This window comes from Microbacterium sp. 13-71-7, from assembly GCF_002257455.1.
Classification (GTDB): Bacteria; Actinomycetota; Actinomycetes; order Actinomycetales; family Microbacteriaceae; genus Microbacterium.
In genome coordinates, this window is record NZ_NCKN01000017.1 from 14,955 (window position 1) to 31,195 (window position 16,241).

General features: G+C 69.3%; 19 protein-coding genes and 1 tRNA gene. 10 read left to right on the top strand and 10 right to left on the bottom strand.

What is annotated here, in order from left to right:
* Window positions 1-69 precede the first annotated feature (69 nt).
* Window positions 70-1,053, top strand: coding sequence for an NUDIX hydrolase (locus B7X32_RS03025; RefSeq protein WP_292715832.1), 984 nt, complete (start codon window positions 70-72; stop codon window positions 1,051-1,053).
* 21 nt (window positions 1,054-1,074) lie between these two features.
* On the opposite strand, the gene B7X32_RS03030 is transcribed toward B7X32_RS03025, so the two are convergent.
* The 4 genes from B7X32_RS03030 to B7X32_RS03045 all read right to left on the bottom strand — a co-directional run bounded on the left by B7X32_RS03030 (window position 1,075) and on the right by B7X32_RS03045 (window position 4,283).
* The gene (locus tag B7X32_RS03030; protein WP_292715835.1) at window positions 1,075-2,439 is read right to left on the bottom strand and encodes an HNH endonuclease signature motif containing protein; all 1,365 of its coding nucleotides are present in this window, start codon (window positions 2,437-2,439) and stop codon (window positions 1,075-1,077) included.
* A gap of 79 nt (window positions 2,440-2,518) precedes the next feature.
* Window positions 2,519-2,920 carry an RNA-binding S4 domain-containing protein gene (locus tag B7X32_RS03035; protein ID WP_292715838.1) on the bottom strand — a complete coding sequence of 134 codons (402 nt, stop codon included), beginning with the start codon at window positions 2,918-2,920 and terminating at the stop codon, window positions 2,519-2,521.
* A complete protein-coding gene (locus B7X32_RS03040; protein ID WP_292715841.1) occupies window positions 2,917-3,642 on the bottom strand; it encodes a lysoplasmalogenase in 726 nt (241 codons plus the stop codon). Before B7X32_RS03040 ends, B7X32_RS03035 begins: the two co-directional genes overlap by 4 nt.
* Before the next feature lie 56 nt (window positions 3,643-3,698).
* Complete coding sequence (locus tag B7X32_RS03045; RefSeq protein WP_292715844.1) at window positions 3,699-4,283, bottom strand: GNAT family N-acetyltransferase; 585 nt, start codon at window positions 4,281-4,283, stop codon at window positions 3,699-3,701.
* A 494-nt stretch (window positions 4,284-4,777) separates the two neighbouring features.
* Between B7X32_RS03045 and B7X32_RS03050 the strand changes: the two genes are divergently transcribed.
* Both B7X32_RS03050 and B7X32_RS03055 read left to right on the top strand, forming a co-directional pair.
* On the top strand, window positions 4,778-6,385 hold the full coding sequence (locus B7X32_RS03050) for an ABC-F family ATP-binding cassette domain-containing protein (protein WP_292715846.1): 1,608 nt from the start codon (window positions 4,778-4,780) through the stop codon (window positions 6,383-6,385).
* Between the two features lie 77 nt (window positions 6,386-6,462).
* The gene (locus B7X32_RS03055; RefSeq protein ID WP_292715849.1) at window positions 6,463-6,849 is read left to right on the top strand and encodes a hypothetical protein; all 387 of its coding nucleotides are present in this window, start codon (window positions 6,463-6,465) and stop codon (window positions 6,847-6,849) included.
* Window positions 6,850-6,956: 107 nt separating this feature from the next.
* Here the strand turns inward: B7X32_RS03055 and B7X32_RS03060 are convergent, their stop codons facing one another.
* Window positions 6,957-7,811 carry a DUF4365 domain-containing protein gene (locus B7X32_RS03060; RefSeq protein ID WP_292715852.1) on the bottom strand — a complete coding sequence of 285 codons (855 nt, stop codon included), beginning with the start codon at window positions 7,809-7,811 and terminating at the stop codon, window positions 6,957-6,959.
* A gap of 255 nt (window positions 7,812-8,066) precedes the next feature.
* Complete coding sequence (locus tag B7X32_RS03065; protein ID WP_292715854.1) at window positions 8,067-8,762, bottom strand: hypothetical protein; 696 nt, start codon at window positions 8,760-8,762, stop codon at window positions 8,067-8,069.
* 315 nt (window positions 8,763-9,077) lie between these two features.
* Between B7X32_RS03065 and B7X32_RS03070 the strand changes: the two genes are divergently transcribed.
* Both B7X32_RS03070 and B7X32_RS03075 read left to right on the top strand, forming a co-directional pair.
* Entirely contained in the window at window positions 9,078-9,356 is a 279-nt protein-coding gene (locus tag B7X32_RS03070) for a hypothetical protein (RefSeq protein ID WP_292715855.1), read from the top strand.
* Window positions 9,332-9,694: a hypothetical protein gene (locus B7X32_RS03075; protein ID WP_292715857.1), complete on the top strand. Its 363-nt coding sequence runs from the start codon at window positions 9,332-9,334 to the stop codon at window positions 9,692-9,694. Before B7X32_RS03070 ends, B7X32_RS03075 begins: the two co-directional genes overlap by 25 nt.
* Here B7X32_RS03075 and B7X32_RS03080 read toward each other — a convergent pair.
* From B7X32_RS03080 to B7X32_RS03090, 3 genes are all read right to left on the bottom strand, one after another.
* Window positions 9,686-9,759 (bottom strand) — tRNA-Pro (locus B7X32_RS03080). The two genes, B7X32_RS03075 and B7X32_RS03080, sit on opposite strands and share 9 nt — an antisense overlap.
* Window positions 9,760-9,877: 118 nt before the next feature.
* A complete protein-coding gene (locus B7X32_RS03085; RefSeq protein WP_292715859.1) occupies window positions 9,878-10,660 on the bottom strand; it encodes an alpha/beta hydrolase in 783 nt (260 codons plus the stop codon).
* A complete protein-coding gene (locus tag B7X32_RS03090) occupies window positions 10,657-10,941 on the bottom strand; it encodes a DUF1905 domain-containing protein (RefSeq protein WP_292715864.1) in 285 nt (94 codons plus the stop codon). The genes B7X32_RS03085 and B7X32_RS03090 overlap by 4 nt, the downstream gene beginning before the upstream one ends.
* An 81-nt stretch (window positions 10,942-11,022) precedes the next feature.
* Between B7X32_RS03090 and B7X32_RS03095 the strand changes: the two genes are divergently transcribed.
* From B7X32_RS03095 to B7X32_RS03105, 3 genes are all read left to right on the top strand, one after another.
* Window positions 11,023-11,655 (top strand): TetR/AcrR family transcriptional regulator, encoded by a 633-nt coding sequence (locus B7X32_RS03095; RefSeq protein WP_292715866.1) that lies wholly within the window; start codon window positions 11,023-11,025, stop codon window positions 11,653-11,655.
* A 99-nt stretch (window positions 11,656-11,754) separates the two neighbouring features.
* Entirely contained in the window at window positions 11,755-12,408 is a 654-nt protein-coding gene (locus B7X32_RS03100; RefSeq protein WP_292715867.1) for a hypothetical protein, read from the top strand.
* Between the two features lie 35 nt (window positions 12,409-12,443).
* Complete coding sequence (locus B7X32_RS03105; RefSeq protein WP_292715869.1) at window positions 12,444-13,271, top strand: SDR family NAD(P)-dependent oxidoreductase; 828 nt, start codon at window positions 12,444-12,446, stop codon at window positions 13,269-13,271.
* Window positions 13,272-13,293: 22 nt separating this feature from the next.
* On the opposite strand, the gene B7X32_RS03110 is transcribed toward B7X32_RS03105, so the two are convergent.
* Window positions 13,294-14,292 carry an alpha/beta hydrolase gene (locus B7X32_RS03110; protein ID WP_292715872.1) on the bottom strand — a complete coding sequence of 333 codons (999 nt, stop codon included), beginning with the start codon at window positions 14,290-14,292 and terminating at the stop codon, window positions 13,294-13,296.
* Between the two features lie 119 nt (window positions 14,293-14,411).
* Here B7X32_RS03110 and B7X32_RS03115 point away from each other — a divergent pair, with 119 nt between their 5' ends.
* Window positions 14,412-15,668 carry an MFS transporter gene (locus B7X32_RS03115; RefSeq protein ID WP_292715875.1) on the top strand — a complete coding sequence of 419 codons (1,257 nt, stop codon included), beginning with the start codon at window positions 14,412-14,414 and terminating at the stop codon, window positions 15,666-15,668.
* Between the two features lie 121 nt (window positions 15,669-15,789).
* Window positions 15,790-16,241 (top strand): peptide-methionine (R)-S-oxide reductase MsrB (gene msrB, locus B7X32_RS03120; RefSeq protein WP_292715877.1); only part of this gene is annotated, 452 nt, incomplete at its 3' end.

Sequence of the window (16,241 nt, forward strand, 5' to 3'; positions counted from 1 at the left end):
CAACGGTGGCGGCGTGCAACGATCCGTCGCACAGAGCCATCGATGGGCGGCGTGTGAAAGGCTGGAGGGGTGACGATCGTTCCCCCGGAACCCGGCGAGCCCCGGCGCCCCCACGGGCCGCTGAACAGCGGCGATGCCTGGGTGGTGGCGCCGACGGGGGAGCGGTACTGGGGCCGCTACGGCGCCGCGGGGCTGCTCGCCCACGACAGGGAGCGCGGCGTGCTGCTGCAGCACCGGGTCGCCTGGAGCCACCACGGCGGCACCTGGGCGCTGCCCGGCGGGGCGTTGCACGAGGGCGAGTCGGCCCGTGAGGGCGCGATCCGCGAGGCGCAGGAGGAGGCCGGCGTGCCGGACGGCGCCGTCAGGGCGCAGTTCGAGAGCGTGCTGGACCTCGGGATCTGGAGCTACACGACCGTCGTCGCCGACGTGGTCACGCCGTTCGAGCCCGTGATCAGCGATCCGGAGAGCCTGGCGCTGCAGTGGGTGCCGGTCGACGAGGTGGACCACCGCGCGCTGCACCCGGGCTTCGCCGAGGCGTGGCCGGAGCTGCGGGCGCTGCTGGACGTACGGCCGGTCGTGGTGGTGGATGCGGCGAACGTGGTCGGATCCGTGCCGGACGGCTGGTGGAGGGATCGGGCGGGAGCGACCGCGCGCCTTCGCGACCGGCTGGATGTGTGGGCTCGGCGCGGGGTCTCGGCGGAGCGGGTCGCGCTGGATTCGACGCGCTGGCATCCGCGGATGGTGCTCGTCGCGGAAGGCGCGGCGCGGGAGGTCGCCGACCCCGCCGACAGCGACGATGTGGCGTGCGCGGTCGAGATCGTGCGGGCTTCCGCGGCCGGCGACGATGCGATCGTCGACGTCGCGCGCGAACGCGTGGCGGCGGGGGATCGCGTGTTCGTGGTCACGAGCGATCGCGGCCTGACGGCGCGGATCGAGACGCTGACGGGCGACGGCGGTCCGGCCGAGGTGCGGCCCGTGCGCTGGCTGCTCGACCAGCTCGATCAGCTCGACGAGCTCGACGAGCCAGATGGGGCGGCGCTGTCGGCGGAGTAGCACCGGCAGTACCGGAAGAACTCAGACGAACATGACGCGCCGCGGCGCGCGGTCGTCGTAGGCGCGGCCGATCGGACTCGTCCAGCGCAGGGTTCCATCGGGGAGCTGATGCGCGGTCCAGCGATGGCCCTCGCCGAGATCGGGGTGCTTGAGCGCGTGATGCCCCGGACAGAAGCCGCTCAGGTTGGTGATCTCGGTGGGCCCGCCCAGGGCGTAGTCCGCATTGTGATCGATGTCGCAGCGGCGGGCCGGAGTGTGGCACCCCGGGAAGCGGCAGCGCTGATCCCTCGCCCTCAGGAACCGCTTCATCGCGGTGGTCGGCGTGTAGCGGTCCACCTTGGTGACCATTCCGGTCTCGTCCAGGAACAGCCGGTTCCATCCGCTCGCGTGACGTGCGAAGTCGCGGGCGATGTCCGGATGCAGCGGACCGTGTCCGTCGAGTTCGGCGAGCCGGTCGTCCTCTCCGGCGAGGGTGGTGGCGGCGATCGTCACCTGCACGGTCGCGGTGATCCGGTCCAGGCCCGTGCCGAGCGCCTCGGAGGGGGTCGCGGCGAGCAGCAGGTCGATGAAGGCGTCGGCCTCGATCTCGCGGCGGGTGCGTCCGTCGGCAGTCAGGGACTCGGGGCGGGCGTCGGACTCGGGGCGGGCGTCGGACTCGGGTCCGGCGTCGGGCTCGACCGGCGTGGACGCGCCGGCGTCGGTCTCGGGGTCGTGAAGGGCGTGACCCGTATCCGCGGCGGCGACGGCCGTTGCGAGGCTGCGGAGGCGATCCATGATCGCGACGGCATACACCTCCGGCAGCACCGCCGTGAGCAGCGCCAGCCCGTCGTCGAGGGGACGGATCGTGATCTCGCGTTCGGCTGCCGCTCTGGCGTGGCGCTCTCGGATGCTCTCTCCCGCGAGGGTCGCCGCGATCTGTCGAGCGTGCGGCCGGGTGCGCGCCGGCGACTCCTGCTCGGCGATCGCGAGGGCGGCGGTCTCGTACACGGCAAGCGTCTCGGCGTCGAGGTGGCCGTTGAGCACCGCCTCGCGAACAGGTGCGGCGGCGGCGACCAGCACGCGGACGTGCTGCACCGTGATCGCGCCCTGGCGCAGGGCGTCGCGCAGCCCGGGGAAGAACTCGTTCAGAGCCTCCGCATCGTTGAAACCGAGTTCGGCGGCGGTCTTGGAGATGTGCCCTGCGGCCGAGTACTCCGCGATCATCGAGCGGCGGATCATGTCACGGTGCTGCGGGTCGGCGCGAACATCCGCGTCGAAGAGTTCGGCCCTGGCGGTCAGCAGCTCGGAGGCCTCGCCCTCGAGCCGTGCGATCTCGGCCCGCTTCACCACCCACGCATCCAGCAGCGCGCCGCGATCTGCGGCGGGAGGGAGCGGGGCGTCGGCCATGCTCCCATTATAGAACAAAGCTTCGATCTCAGGAGGGGGTGTGGAAAACTCTTCTCCCTGATCACAAGACAATTCTCGATCACCGGTCGGTGCGCTCTCCGGCCTGGTCGCGCCCGCGCAGCCGGTCGATGTCGCGGCGCTCCCGCTTGGTCGGACGACCTGCTCCGCGATCCCGCAGGCCCGCGGCGGCCATCGGATCGCGGGGCGGTGTGCGGTCCTCGGCGGCGACGGCCGCCAGGGGAGCACCGACGCGCTTGACCAGGGTCTGGCGGACGATCAGGATCCGGTCGAATCCGCTGATCCGGATCCGCAGCTCGTCGCCGATCTTCACGGTCTGCGCAGCCTTGACCCGATCGCCGTTGAGCCGGACATGGCCGGCGCGGCAGGCGGTGGTCGCCGCAGAACGGGTCTTGAACACGCGCACGGCCCAGAGCCAGCTGTCGATGCGGACGGGGCCGCTCGCCCAGGGTTCCGTGTTCATGCGAGGGACTCCGTGCCGCGGTCGACGACGCCGGTGGGAGCGCCGGCAGGTGCCGGGGCGGTCCCGCCATGGCGCAGGGTCAGGAGTGCGCCGGCGACGATCAGCCCCTGTCCGATCGTGTAGGTGATCATGACGGCCGGGCTCGTCCAGTCGGGCATCGCGTCGGGCAGGAACAGACGGAAGGCCAGGATCGAGTCGCTCGAGAGGAAGAACACGCCGCCCCAGGCGATCATCGCGCGGCAGCGCGCCGAGGTCGCGGCCGTCCCGGCAAGCACGATGCCGTATGCGGCCACGGCCGCGAAGAGGGATCCGGTGTGCGGTCCGAGGACGGCGATCATGAACAGCCACCAGAGCACGTACACGACGGTCCACAGCGGCAGCCGGCGCACGCGCAGATGGCGGAGGAACAGCACGATGTAGGCGACGTGCGCGAGCCCGAAGAAGCCCAGCATGAGCGGCAGCTCCGGCGCGAACGGGAAGAACAGCCCTGCCTCGTCGCCGAGCCAGGAGAAGAACAGGGCCACGGTGAGCAGGACGGCGCCGCCCCGTGGCGCCAGGGCCTTCCAGGCGAGCACCACGGGAATCGCGAGCAACGGCATCAGCAGCGCCTTCGTCGGCACCGCAAGAGGGCTGTGTGTGGCGAGGGCGATCACATGGACCAGGGCGACGACGGCGTACGGCGCGAACGGCCACAGGGCGCGAAGTCGGGTGCGGCTCTGCATCCCTCCATCGTAGGAGCGAGGAGACTTGCGGCCCGCCGCCGTATCGGCGGTCATCATCATCCCGCGAGCTCGAGGCTGACCAGCGGGCGTCCGGGCCGCAGCTCGCCGACGATCGAGAACCCCGCGGCGAGGAAGGTCGACAGCGCGCCGTGGAAGAGCTCGTTCGACGACACCTTCACCGCAGCCGTGTCGACGGGGTAGCCCTCGACGACGCGGGCGCCGGACTCGCGCGCATGGTCGACAGCCGCCGCGAGGAGGGCGGCGTTCAACCCCTGTCCGCGATGGTCGCGGCGCACGGAGAAGCACGTCACCGCCCACACGCTGCCATCGTCGAGCGGTTCTTGCGTGGCGGCGACGATCGTGCGCGTGTAGGCGAGGCGGGCCTGGGCGGGGCGTGGGCCGATGCGGATCCAGCCGGCGGCCTCGCCGTCCCGATACGCCACGATGCCGGGCGGGGGACCGGTCGTGATCTCGTCCCGGAGGATCCCGACCCGCTGATCCTTCGTCGTGGCGTTCCAGTCCTTGTTGCGCAGCACCGGCCAGACGCACTGGCACGAGGCGCCGTCGCCGCCTCCGGTGAGCGCGCGCTGCACGTCCTCCCACTCCGTGGGCGTCGCTGCCTTCGTCGTGATCGTCGACATGGTCCGACCCTACGCGGGGCGTCGGACGTTCGCGCCCGGGAGGGGCGACGTCGGGGCCGTGCCGCGCGCGAGCGGTCGAAAGTCGTGAGTCTGCGGCTGGTAAGGTGATCGCGATGGAAACGATCGAGGTCGACAGAGCCTAGCCACCGAACCGCCGGTGGCTTTCGCGTGTGCGGTCGTCGGCCGCATCAGTGAACGAACTTCTTTCGCGCACGAGTCCGTCTCCTTCTGAGACGTCGACACGGCGTGTTCCTCGCCGGCAGGTTTCCCCTCGCACCGACCTCGGTCTTGAGTGCCCGAATGCGAACGCATGACCCCGTCGCGGTTGCGCGTGCGGACGCAGTGACGTCCCGCGCCGCCCCTTCGGCGCGTCCTCTCGCGTGATCGGCACTCGCCTCCGTGGTCGACTGACCTGCCGGCCTCGCCGGCGCCCCGCAGAACTGCTCCCGTCACGCCCCTCGGCGCATGACGGCAGAGAAGAGAGAAACACCGCAATGTCTACGAAATCCGCCATCACCCTGCGCGACCTGACCTTGGAATGGCCGGACGGCACGGTCGCGCTCGACCGCGTCAACGGCACGTTCGGCGTCGGCCGGACCGGGCTGATCGGCCGCAACGGCGCCGGGAAGTCCACGCTGCTCCGCCTCATCACGGGAGAGCTGCGCCCCACCTCAGGGCGCGTCGAAACCAGCGGCGAGGTCGGTCACCTGCCGCAGACGCTCACGCTCCGACAGGACACGACGGTCGCGGAGTTGCTCGGTATCCGGTCGATCCTCGACGCGATCACGGCGATCGAGTCCGGCGACGTCGATCAGCGCCACTTCGACGCGATCGGCGACGACTGGGACATCGAGTCCCGTGCGGCGGAGGCGCTGGATCAGATCGGCTTCTCGGCCGCCGATCTCGACCGCCGGATCGCTGAAGTCTCCGGGGGAGAAGGCATGCTCATCGCGATCACGGGATTGCGCATCCGCCGCACCCCGATCACCGTTCTCGACGAGCCCACCAACAACCTCGATCGCCTCACGCGCGCGAAACTGGCCGAGCTCGTGGACGAGTGGCCTGGCGCTCTCGTCGTCGTCAGCCACGACCTCGAGCTGCTCGAGCACATGGACGACACCGCCGAGCTGTACGGCGGGAGGCTGGAGACGTTCGGCGGCCCGTACAGCGCGTGGAAGGAGCAGCAGCAGCAGGAGCAGGCCGCGGCGGTGCAGGCCGCCCGGTCCGCCCAGCAGACGCTGAAGGTCGAGAAGAAGCAGCGCGTCGAGGCGGAGACCAAGCTGGCGCGCCGCGAGCGGACCGGGAAGAAGACGCAGAAGGACGGCGGCATCCCGAAGATCCTCGCCGGGAACCGCGCCAGCAAGGCACAGGCGTCGGCGGGATCGCTGCGGTCGACGCTCGACGACAAGGTCCAGGCCGCGCAGGCCGCGGTCGATGCTGCCGACGCGCGGGTTCGCGACGAGGAGCACATCCACCTCGTCCTGCCCGATCCCGACGTGCCACGTGGCAGGCGCCTCGCCGAACTGGAGGACGAAGGCCGGACGATCGTGGTCCAGGGGCCGGAGCGCGTCGCGCTCATCGGCGCGAACGGGGCGGGGAAGTCGACCCTGATCGAACAGCTGCTAAGTCGGACCGAGCCGGTACCAGGGCGGCCTCATGGCCGACTCGTGACCGAGCTCGTCGGCTTCCTTCCGCAGCGTCTCGACGGTCTCGACGACGACGCCAGCGCGATGGACAACGTGCAGGCCGTCGCTCCCGGCACGCCGGCCGGAACCATCCGCAACCAGCTCGCGCGCCTGCTCCTACGCGGTGACAGCGTCGATCGCCCTGTGCGCACGCTCTCCGGCGGCGAGCGATTCCGCGTCTCGCTCGCCCGGCTGCTCCTCGCCGAGCCGCCCGCCCAGCTGCTGATCCTGGACGAGCCGACCAACAACCTCGACATCTCCAGCGTCGAACAGCTCGCCGAGGCCCTCGATGCGTACCGCGGGGCGCTGCTCATCGTCAGCCACGACTTCGCGTTCCTGGAACGGATCGGCATCGACACCATCATCGAACTGGACTCCGACGGACGGATGCGTCAGCGTCGGGAATTTGGCGACTGAGCGGGGTCGGATAACGGGTAGACGCAAGAGGAGGGGGGATCCCTGAGGATCATCCCTCCTCATGTGGTCTGGTCGGGGTGCTGCATGTTTACCTGCAAATAGCGCGTCGGTGCGTCGATCTGCATGCGCTGCTGGGTACTGCGCTCTCAGAACGCAACACCCAGAGGCAGCTTGTGGACGTCAAGCAGGTGGCGCTGCCGCGCGCGACCATACAAGCGCTGATCGATGGATATCATGCTGGCGAGTCGACGTATCGGCTCGCCGAGCGCTTCGGCATCCTGCGCAACACGGTTCGTGATGCGCTGCGGCGGCACGGCGTGGCGGTCTCAGGCGCCAAAGTGCAACTCCTCAGCGAAGACGACAAGGCGGAGATCCGCGAACGTCGCCAGCTCGGAGAGACGATCGCGGCTCTCGCCTACGACTTCGCGGTGAGCCCGATCACGATCCGCCGGGCGCTTCGCTAGCTCGAGGCCATTGCTTCGCATTCACCAGAGGACGAAGTCGAGCCGTGTTCGGACACCGGGCGGGGGCCGAAGATGCGACGCTCTGGCTCGGAGGAGCCGACAATGCACTATAGAGGAGATCCCCAGTAGGCGGAGGCGTTCGCGACGAGGTATTGCTTCAGGTTGTCTGTCTCGTCGGGATGAGCATCGCCTGGCATCGCGAAGCCGAAGCCGGTCAGCAGCTCCTTCAACGTAATCTGAGTCTCATTCGCCGAGTGCAGTAGTTCGTTGAGGGCTGTCAAGTGCTCGATAACTACGACCATCGCCAGGAACTCGTCGAATTCGCGGTAGGCGGTCAAGACGTAGCGCCCCATCGGGTCGCCCATGTGGTACATCGTTGGCGTCATCTTGAGTCGGCCGGTAACTCGCGACCGCTTGAAGGCGGTTCGTGCGTCATCGCGCGCCGCTCCCCGAATAGCCTCCCGCATCACAACGCGATGCCGGTTCGTCGAGTCCCTAAAGGCACCAGTTGTGGTCACTGCGCGGCGTTGCGCCAATGCCGAGATCCGCTCGAAGGCGCTCTTGTCGAGCACACGAGATGACGGCACTAGAATCTTCGAACCGCCGGTTTTCGTTCGCTCGATTGTTTCGGCCTCGACCTGGACCCAATACGTATTTCCGTCCCGCTCATCGTGTAATGCGAGAATCACTGGCAGTGAATGCCCGAGCCAATAGTTCTCATGCCTCTTGTCGATGTAGAACCACCAACCGCCGTCGGTCGCATTCGCGAAATAGGAGCTGCCGGTCTTGACCTGAATAGCAAGAAGCCGCCCGGTGGCATCCCCCCGCGAGTCCGTGAACTCGAAGTGAATGTCGACGCCGACGTCGTGCGTTGGCTGCTCGCGGCTGATGACTCCGGCCTCTAGAGCGGCCTTCCGCACGGCGAGGACTCCAGCATCCTCCGTCTTCCACTGATTCGCCACCCGGCCAGCCTACAAGTCGGCAAGAACGCTGGCAGATCGCCTTCAAAGTCACCGCAGCGATGGCTCCAACCACGAGCCTGCCAACGACGATCCATGGCCACAGTCTTCACCTCGTGAATACACGAGTCACGGTGAGTGATCGCTGGCGCCGTCGTCTAGCCGGCTACGCTCGCCAACGTTGATCGTCGTTGAACAAATTGTCGCGGCATCGAGGGTTCGGTGTCGGATATGACCCTAGCTCCCGCGACCTTCTTACTATCGACGTAGGTCGCCGACGTTCTCGGCAATCGCTCTCAGCGCGTTGACGGCATTTCGAAGGTCTGCGTCCGACCCGCTGGCATCCTCCCCGCTGTACGCGCGCGGAATGAGTTTCAGATGCTCCCTCAGGTCGTATCTGGCCGGCTCGGCGTACTCCCGAATTGGGCGTGCGTCTCCCGGCATCCACCCGTAGCGCACGATGACGCTACCCCGTTCTGGTGCGCCCAGATCGCCTCGTGGTTCTGCGTTCTCCTGATCGGGAAACCGCCACAGCACACGCAATTTTGCCCCAGGGGCCAGGTCGATACCAGAAGAGAACAGTCTCCCGAGGGCTGGACCAATCTCGTCGTGCTCCGACAACGCTCGGAAGCCACCATCGGTGAGTTCAAGGGTCAAGCCGCGCGCCATCGTCTGCCCACGGTTGGTGACGACGATGTCGAATGAGGGTGCTCCGCTGATACCAGGCACAAAGTCCACTGACACATACGGTCGGGTCCGATCCTCGCTGTCCTGCGCCTGTTGCGCCGCGCTGGCCCGCATCTGAGTTGAAGTAAGCGCAATCTGTCGGTAGGCGAACCAGAGTGCCAACCCGGCGACAATGACCCCGGCAGCGGTAGCGACGGCGACAACCCACGAGGCCGCGAGCGACGACATGGCAACCTTGTCGGCAAAGGATGCAAGCTGATGGAGCATTCAGCGAGACTATCGAACGCAGTCCGCGTCAGCGATTCGAGATCGCCCGGCGTTGGACGGCCACGAGAGACTAGGCGGAATGTTCAATCCGATTCGCGCCCAGGGTGTCGCGCTGACAGCTGACCACGCAAGAGTCCTGGACGACGAGTTCTTTCTGTCGAACCCGCTCGCGCACTTCTCTTCCCGAATCGCCGCCCTTCTGGACCCCAGCGTGAGTTCCGAGCGGCCATTACCCACGGACCAGCCGAGTTCTTCGACGTGCTCGGAGTAGCGGGCGAAGAACAGCTCCTAGCATTCGATGCAGAGCAGCGTCGCGTGCAAGTCGCGGTTGATGGCTTGTCGCTTCGCCATCAGGTAGCCAAGGCGCTCGCTAGATTCCTCCACGCACGGGCGGTCGCCGCACCCGATGGCGGCGCCGCCCGCTCGATCTGGCTGACGATCGCCGACAGCCCCCGCAACATCGTCGACGTCGTTTCCATGGCTGCCACGGCGCTGAAGCACGAGCCGACCCTGTTCGCCAACGTGTTCTTGCCTCCGGGCACGTTGTCGAAGGACCCACCTACACCGCAGTGGAAACCGCGGTCGCGTGGGTGAACCACGCGTTCGCGCTGCTTACGGATGACGAGCTCTCGATCAACGCCGCGCACAACAAGCTCAAGCATGGGCTTGCTGTGAGCGCGCGCGGTGACGTGCGGATCGAATTCACCACGACGCCTCCGAACCCAGACGGAACGATTCCGCTGAGCGCCTTCGGCGATGGCAAGTCGGTGCCCCACAGCGCCCTCCACGCGCCGCAAGTGGGCGAGGCGGCACACGCCGCGAAGGCGACCGGCGCGCGGAGCCTCCTGCGTTGCGGGGCCCCACTGCAAGTGCTCGGGAATCCGAAAGGGACCGGCCTTCGGCCGGTCCCTTTCGTGATTCTGTCGGGCTGACAGGATTTGAACCTGCGACCCCTTGACCCCCAGTCAAGTGCGCTACCAAGCTGCGCCACAGCCCGTCGACCGCACCGGAGCGCGGGCAACTCCACAATCCTAACCGACTCGAGAGGTCACCGCGAACGCGGACGCGCCCGGGCGCGGCGAGCGTCGGTGCAGCGCCTGGCGTCCGCACTCACGTCAGCGTCCGTCCCGCACGAACGTGGCCAGCCGTGCACTCATCGCCGCGGGATCCCAGCTGTGCCAGGCTCCGGCGAGGCTCTCGCTCGCTCCGGCGGCTGCGGCATCGGCGATCGCGTCCGCGGCCTTGGCCATTCCGGGGAAGGTCTCGGTGCCCACCAGCGCGAGGAAGGGCGCGGTGACGCCGTGCAGGCGTGCGGCCACGCCGTCCTCCTCGATGCGCGCGAGGGCGGTGCCGTCGGGGATCCAGGAGTGGATCAGCCCGGGATATGCCGGCGAGCGCCGCAACTCGTCGAGCCACTCCGGCGGCATGCCGACCATGTACGCGGCCACCGCGTCTTCCAGGCGGCCGGCGGAGATGTGCGCCGCGACGCCCGCCCACCACGCCGGCGCCCCCTCGGGGAACTGGCCCAGGGGTGCCTCCCAGAGCACCAGACCGCCGAGGTTCGGCACCTCGCGCGCGGCGATCATGGCGATGGCGCATCCGGACGAGTGCCCGACGAGCACCACAGGCCCCGGCATCGTCGCGGCGAGCGCGGTGATCGCGGCGAGCTCGCGCTCGAGGGAGATCGGTCCCGCGGCGGGGGAGTCGCCGCGTCCGACCCTGTCGTGCACCACGGCCTGCACGCCGCTCTCGCCGAGCAGACGTGCGGTCTCGGCGGTCACCGGATCATCGGCGCGCGTGGGCCCGGCGCCGGCGATGAACAGCACGCCTGGGGCGTCGGTCGGTCCGTAGTGGTCGTAGGTCACGGTGTCGCCCGCGGCCGTGGTCAGCGTGCTCATGACGCCCTCCCGTCGAGCCGGACACGGACTTCATCGCCCGCGGCCTTGCCGATGGCCTTGCGCAGCTCTGCCTTGACGGGGCCCACGTGGGCCCCGTTGCCGGTCGGCATCAACGTGATCGCCATGGGGTGCCCGTCGATGGCTCCCGTGATCTTGACGGGGTTGCCTGTGCCGAAGATCTCCCGGGAATCGGGGACGTCGAAGACGGTCCAGGATCCGGTCTCGGGAGCGATCCGCAGGGTCGCGTCGAACTCGACGGGGGTGTCGGGTTGGGTCAACATCGCATTCCTCCAGTTATTAGACTCATCGGTCTTGTTTGGAGATTAGACTCTTCGGTATGATTTTGACAAGGGGGTGAGCGGATGCGACCGAGTTCGAAGCTCAAACGCGAAGCCGCACTGGAGGCGGCGGAGAAGCAGTTCCTGGCGACCGGATACGAGTCGGTGACGATGGAGTCGATCGCCCACGACTCGGGGATCGCGAAGCAGACCCTCTACAGCTACTTCGGCAGCAAGAGGGCGCTGTTCCTCGAGCTCGTCACGACGAGCACGACCGGTGCTAGAGGGGCGGCCTTCGCCGCGTCTCCCGGCACGGACGAGGCGGCGGATCCCCGGGAGCTGCTGCGCGATCGCCTGGTGGTCCAGCTGGCTCAGGTGCTCGATCCCCGCGTGCTCGCCCTCCGCCGTCTGGTGATCGGCGAGCTCACGAGGTCTCCCGAACTGGCTGAGGCGCTCTACCGCAACGGCCCGGCCTACGCGATCGAGGTGCTCGCGGACATCCTCACCACGATCGCCGCGACGGGCGCGCTGGACATCGCGGACCCGCAACAGGCCGCGACGCAGTTGAACTGGCTCGTCGTGGGGGAGCCGATCAACCGAGCGATGCTGCTCGGCGACGACGCGATCCTCACCCGCGCCGAGGTCGAGAAGCACGTCGAGAGCGCCGTCGACGTGTTCTTCCGCGCATACGCGCCGAAGGATCCGTCGCAGAGATAGGGGGTTGTCGCGATCTGCGTTCTCCGTCAGGCTCGGGGCATGTGGATCTCCGGGGTGCTTCCTCCTGACGCTCCCGATCCGAGGATCGAACGCGCGGAGATGGTGCGTGCACTCCCGTTCTCGATCTATGGCCTGGTGCCGCAGCCGTCGCTCGAGGACCTCGACAGTCTCGGGGTCATGGGCGCGCGCGGAAGCGACGGGCCGACGCAGACGACGGTCACGCTCGTCTACACGCTGTGGCGAAACCCGGACGACCACGACGACCCGGTGAACCTCGCCGAGCTCGACGAGTCCACCCGCGAGGCCCTCGACCGGGAGCCGCCATGGCCGCGTCCGCCGTGGATCGTCGAGTTCAGCAGACGCATGCGGTACCGGATGCTCTGGGAGGCGGTCCGCACCACGTGGACGGCCGACCCGCAGGAGTACCAGTCGCTCCCGAACCAGCTCGTGCAGCACGTCAACTACATCCTGATGAATCGCTTCCGCGCCGAGCTCGGCATCCCCGACGGCCCGCCCAACGGCCCGCCGGGGGATGAGCCCTGGCACGCGCGGCTGTCCGCCGTGAACCAGCGAGCGCGGCTCGAGGTCGATGGGCACGAAGTCGATGCCGTCGAGATCGACACGGATCCCTTCGTGTACGGCATCGGCGCCCAGCTCTCGTCCGAGATCGTGGTCACGGTCGTGATCCCGCGTGCCGACCTGCCCCTGATCCGGCTCGCGCTCGCCACTCGAGATCCGCGCGGCGCCGCCTGATCCGGCCGGGGCGGCGAGGGGAATAGTGTTCTCGCATGACTGATGTCGCGCTGATCACCGGAACCTCCTCGGGCATGGGCCTGCATGCCGCTGTCGAACTCGCCCGCCGCGGGCTGCACGTCGTCGCGACGATGCGCGACGTGGGCCGCGCGACTCCGCTGCAGGAGGCCGCGGCCGCCGCCGGCGTGGAGATCGACGTGCGCGCGCTCGACGTCGTGGACCACGAGGCCGCCGCCCGGCTGGTCGCCGAGATCGAGGTCGAGCTGGGCGGGATCCACGTGCTCGTGAACAACGCGGGGCAGGGGAGCGTCGCGACGGCCGAGCAGCTGAGCATGCAGCAGATCCAGGACCAGCTGGACATCAACTATCTGGCGCCGGTCAACCTCACCAAGCTCGTGCTCCCCGGCATGCGCGAGCGCGGCAACGGGCGGATCCTCACCGTCACGAGCGTCGGCGGAACCGTCGGCCAGCCCTTCGCGGACGCCTACTGCGGAGCGAAGTTCGCGGTCGAGGGCTTCATGCAGTCGCTCGCCGTCGTCGCGGAGCGCTTCGGGATCCGGGTCAGCGTGATCGAGCCGGCCGCGGTCGCGAGCTCGTTCGTGGCGAACGTGGTCCGGCCGGAGGAGGGCGGCCCGTACGCCGCGCTGCTCGGCGCGTACGTGAGCCGGACCTCCGGTGCCTTCGCGAACGCGCAGACGCCGGAGTCGGCAGGTGCCGCGATCGCCGCGTCCGTGATGTCGGACGAGTACCGCTTCCGCTGGCAGAGCTCGGAGAGCGCGACGGCCTTCGCGGGCGTCTCGCTCGCCGACCTCGACGGCGAGCGCGTGCTCGGCTTCACCCGGCCCTGGATCGCGGCGAGCTGACGGGAGCGGCCGGGGCGCTCGTTCAGCGCGCCTCGGCGACGACGTCGAGGATCGCCGTGATGACGATCGAGGGGTAGTCGAGCGGGATGTCGTGGCCGCTGTGCGTCTCGGTGATGTGCACGGCACCGGGGACGAGATGGGCCTGGAAGTCCTGCGACACCTTCTGCGCCCGGTCGACCGCCGCGCCGAGGTCGCTCGGCGTCCCTGGAGGCAGCTGGCCGGAGTCGATCATCGCCTGCCACTGCGGCGCGATGAGCCGGTCGGCCGAGAGCACGGTGAGCGGCATGGGCCGGATCGGCGGTGCCGAGCGCAGCTGGGCGTTCACCGCGTCCGCGTCGAGCCGCTCGATCCCGGGATAGGCGGCGATGTCCTCCGCGGGAACCTGCTGCGACGTCTGCAGCTGCGCGTACTGCTCGGGCGACATCGCGTCCGCGACCGCCTCGGAGAGCGCGTCGACCAGCACCATCCCGTTCACCTGATCGGGGTAGGTCGAGGCGTACAGCCGCGCGATGCTGCCGCCGTACGAATGGCCGACGAGCACGAACGGACCGCGCACGTCGGCCACGGCGAGGAGCGTGTGCAGGTCGGCGACCGCGGAGCGCTCGCTGGAGGGCTGGGGGATCGGATCCGAGCGGCTGAAGGCGTTCCCCTCCCGGACGGTACCAGGGCGGTCGTAGGAGCAGACCCGCGCCTTCTCGCCGACGCCCTGCATCACGGTCGTCGGCCTCGTGTCCGTGCGGTTCCAGTAGTCCGCGGCGGCGCGCAGCCCGCCGATCAGGATGACCGTCGCCGGTCCGTTCCCGCGGCACTCGAGGTAGATCCTGCGTCCGTCGCCGACGTCGAAGAGGTTCGCGATCGGGGCCGGATCCGTGGGGGGCGCGGTGGGCGTCGACGCCGTCGAGCGCGGGTCCGGGCGGGCGCCGCCGACGGAACACGCCGTCAGCAGCAGCGCGATCACGGCCAGCGTGCCGGCGCCGCGCCGACGGATGCGGATCCGCGGGATGGCCGGATCACTGCCCATGACGACGTCCCCTCGTCCAGCCCCCGTACGCCGCATTCTGTCACCCGCCTCGCTCGCTGTCGACGGGGCGCCGGCGAGCACGCGAGGTCCACCGGGACAGGACTCGATAGGGTGGCGCGGTGACGAGCGCACAGGATCAGGGGGACGCGGTGCGGATCGCGAAACCCGCGGGCCCGCCGTGGCGCGAGCCCGGCATGCCCGCACTGCTCGCGATGACGACGTTCGCCTTCGCGGGGTTCGCGGTGATGCTGCCGGTCGCGCCCATGCACATGGTCGCGCTCGGCGGAGACGAGTTCCTGGCAGGGCTGGTCAACGCCGTGCTGATGGCGGCCACGATCCTCACCCAGCTCGTCGTGGAGCGGATGCGCTCGTGGATGGGCTGGAGGGTCAGCCTCGCGCTCGCGTGCCTCCTGCTCGGTCTGCCGGCGCTCGGCGAGATCCTTGCGACGGCCCCGGGGCAGGTCCTGGCGCTTGCTGCGGTGCGCGGGATCGGGTTCGGCATCGTCACGGTGAGCGGATCCTCCGCGGTCGGTGCGCTGTTCCCGCCCGAGCGGCGCGGCCGGGCGATCGGCGCGTACGGGCTCGCGGTCGCCGGTGCCCAGCTCGTGCTCACCCCGATCTCTCCGTGGATCGCCGATCAGGCAGGGCTGCCGGTCGCCCTGGCCGTCGCGGCGCTGCCGCTCGTGGGGATCCCGTTCGCGCTCGCCGCAGGCGGCGCGATCGCGAAGCATGCGCGCGCCGCCGCCGAGGCCGGGGCGGGCGGGACGGGATCCGCGCCTGTTCCGCACGCGAGCCCGCGCGAAGAGCGCCGCGCGCTCGCGCGGCTCTGGCCGCCCATCCTGGCGCTCACCGCCGTGACGTGCGCGGGCGGTGCCATCACGACCTTCACGCCGCAGTTCGTGCCCGATGCGGTGCTCACGGTCGTCGCCCTGTTCCTCTACACGGCCGCTGCCGCCTTCGCGCGGTGGGCGGTCGGAGGTCCCGCCGACCGGTTCGGCGCGGATCGATTCATCCTGCCGGGGCTCGCGATCGCGGCGCTCGGCCTCGGATCCATCGCGGCCGGCATCTCCGGGCTCCTCGGATCCGCAAGCCCGGTCCTGCTCATCGGCGGCGCGGTCCTCGTCGGAACGGCGTTCGGCACCATGCAGAACGTGACCCTGGTGCGCGCGTTCGAGGTCGCGGGGGAGCACGCCAAGGGCGTCGCCAGCACCGCGTGGAACGTCGCGTTCGATGCGGGAACGGGAGTCGGCGCGCTCGCGATCGGCGCTCTCGCGGCGGGGACGTCGTTCACGCTGTCCTTCCTGGCGCTCACCGCGCTGTGCCTCGTCGTCGCGGTGCTCCTCGCCGTCGTCCGCAGGGCCACGCGATCCGCCTGATCCATTCCGTCGCAGCCGCGAAACTCACAGTCCGCGCACAGCTTCACGGGACCAAAACCGGCTCGTTCCTCGTTCTCTCCAGTGACGCCGCAGCCAGCGGCGGCAGCAGAGGAGCATCACGATGAACCCCACCGACTACCGCAGGACCCCTGAGGCCCTGAACGCGCTCACCGCGCACCAGTACACGGTGACGCAGGAGGGCGGCACCGAGCCGCCGTTCCGCAACGCGTACTGGAACAACCACGATCCGGGCATCTACGTCGACGTGGTCTCCGGTCAGCCGCTGTTCTCGTCCACGGACAAGTTCGACAGCGGAACGGGCTGGCCGAGCTTCACCCGGCCGATCGACCCGGACGCCGTCACCACGTCCACGGATCGCACGTTCGGCATGGTCCGCACCGAGGCGATCTCCGCCGGAGCCGGCAGCCACCTCGGCCACGTGTTCGACGACGGCCCGCGGGACGCCGGCGGACTGAGATACTGCATGAACTCGGCGGCGCTGCGCTTCATCCCCGCAGCCGAGCTCGAAGAGCAGGGCTACGGCGCGTACCGTGGACTGTTCGAGACCACCAC

Bases quoted from the DNA above. Each gene is read 5' to 3' on its own strand.
- B7X32_RS03030 (WP_292715835.1), bottom strand. From the start codon at position 2,439: ATGGCCGACGCCCCGCTCCCTCCCGCCGCAGATCGCGGCGCGCTGCTG.
- B7X32_RS03035 (WP_292715838.1), bottom strand. From the start codon at position 2,920: ATGAACACGGAACCCTGGGCGAGCGGCCCCGTCCGCATCGACAGCTGG.
- B7X32_RS03040 (WP_292715841.1), bottom strand. From the start codon at position 3,642: ATGCAGAGCCGCACCCGACTTCGCGCCCTGTGGCCGTTCGCGCCGTAC.
- B7X32_RS03045 (WP_292715844.1), bottom strand. From the start codon at position 4,283: ATGTCGACGATCACGACGAAGGCAGCGACGCCCACGGAGTGGGAGGAC.
- B7X32_RS03050 (WP_292715846.1), top strand. From the start codon at position 4,778: ATGTCTACGAAATCCGCCATCACCCTGCGCGACCTGACCTTGGAATGG.
- B7X32_RS03065 (WP_292715854.1), bottom strand. From the start codon at position 8,762: ATGCTCCATCAGCTTGCATCCTTTGCCGACAAGGTTGCCATGTCGTCG.
- B7X32_RS03085 (WP_292715859.1), bottom strand. From the start codon at position 10,660: ATGAGCACGCTGACCACGGCCGCGGGCGACACCGTGACCTACGACCAC.
- B7X32_RS03090 (WP_292715864.1), bottom strand. From the start codon at position 10,941: ATGTTGACCCAACCCGACACCCCCGTCGAGTTCGACGCGACCCTGCGG.
- B7X32_RS03095 (WP_292715866.1), top strand. From the start codon at position 11,023: ATGCGACCGAGTTCGAAGCTCAAACGCGAAGCCGCACTGGAGGCGGCG.
- B7X32_RS03100 (WP_292715867.1), top strand. From the start codon at position 11,755: ATGGTGCGTGCACTCCCGTTCTCGATCTATGGCCTGGTGCCGCAGCCG.
- B7X32_RS03105 (WP_292715869.1), top strand. From the start codon at position 12,444: ATGACTGATGTCGCGCTGATCACCGGAACCTCCTCGGGCATGGGCCTG.
- B7X32_RS03110 (WP_292715872.1), bottom strand. From the start codon at position 14,292: ATGGGCAGTGATCCGGCCATCCCGCGGATCCGCATCCGTCGGCGCGGC.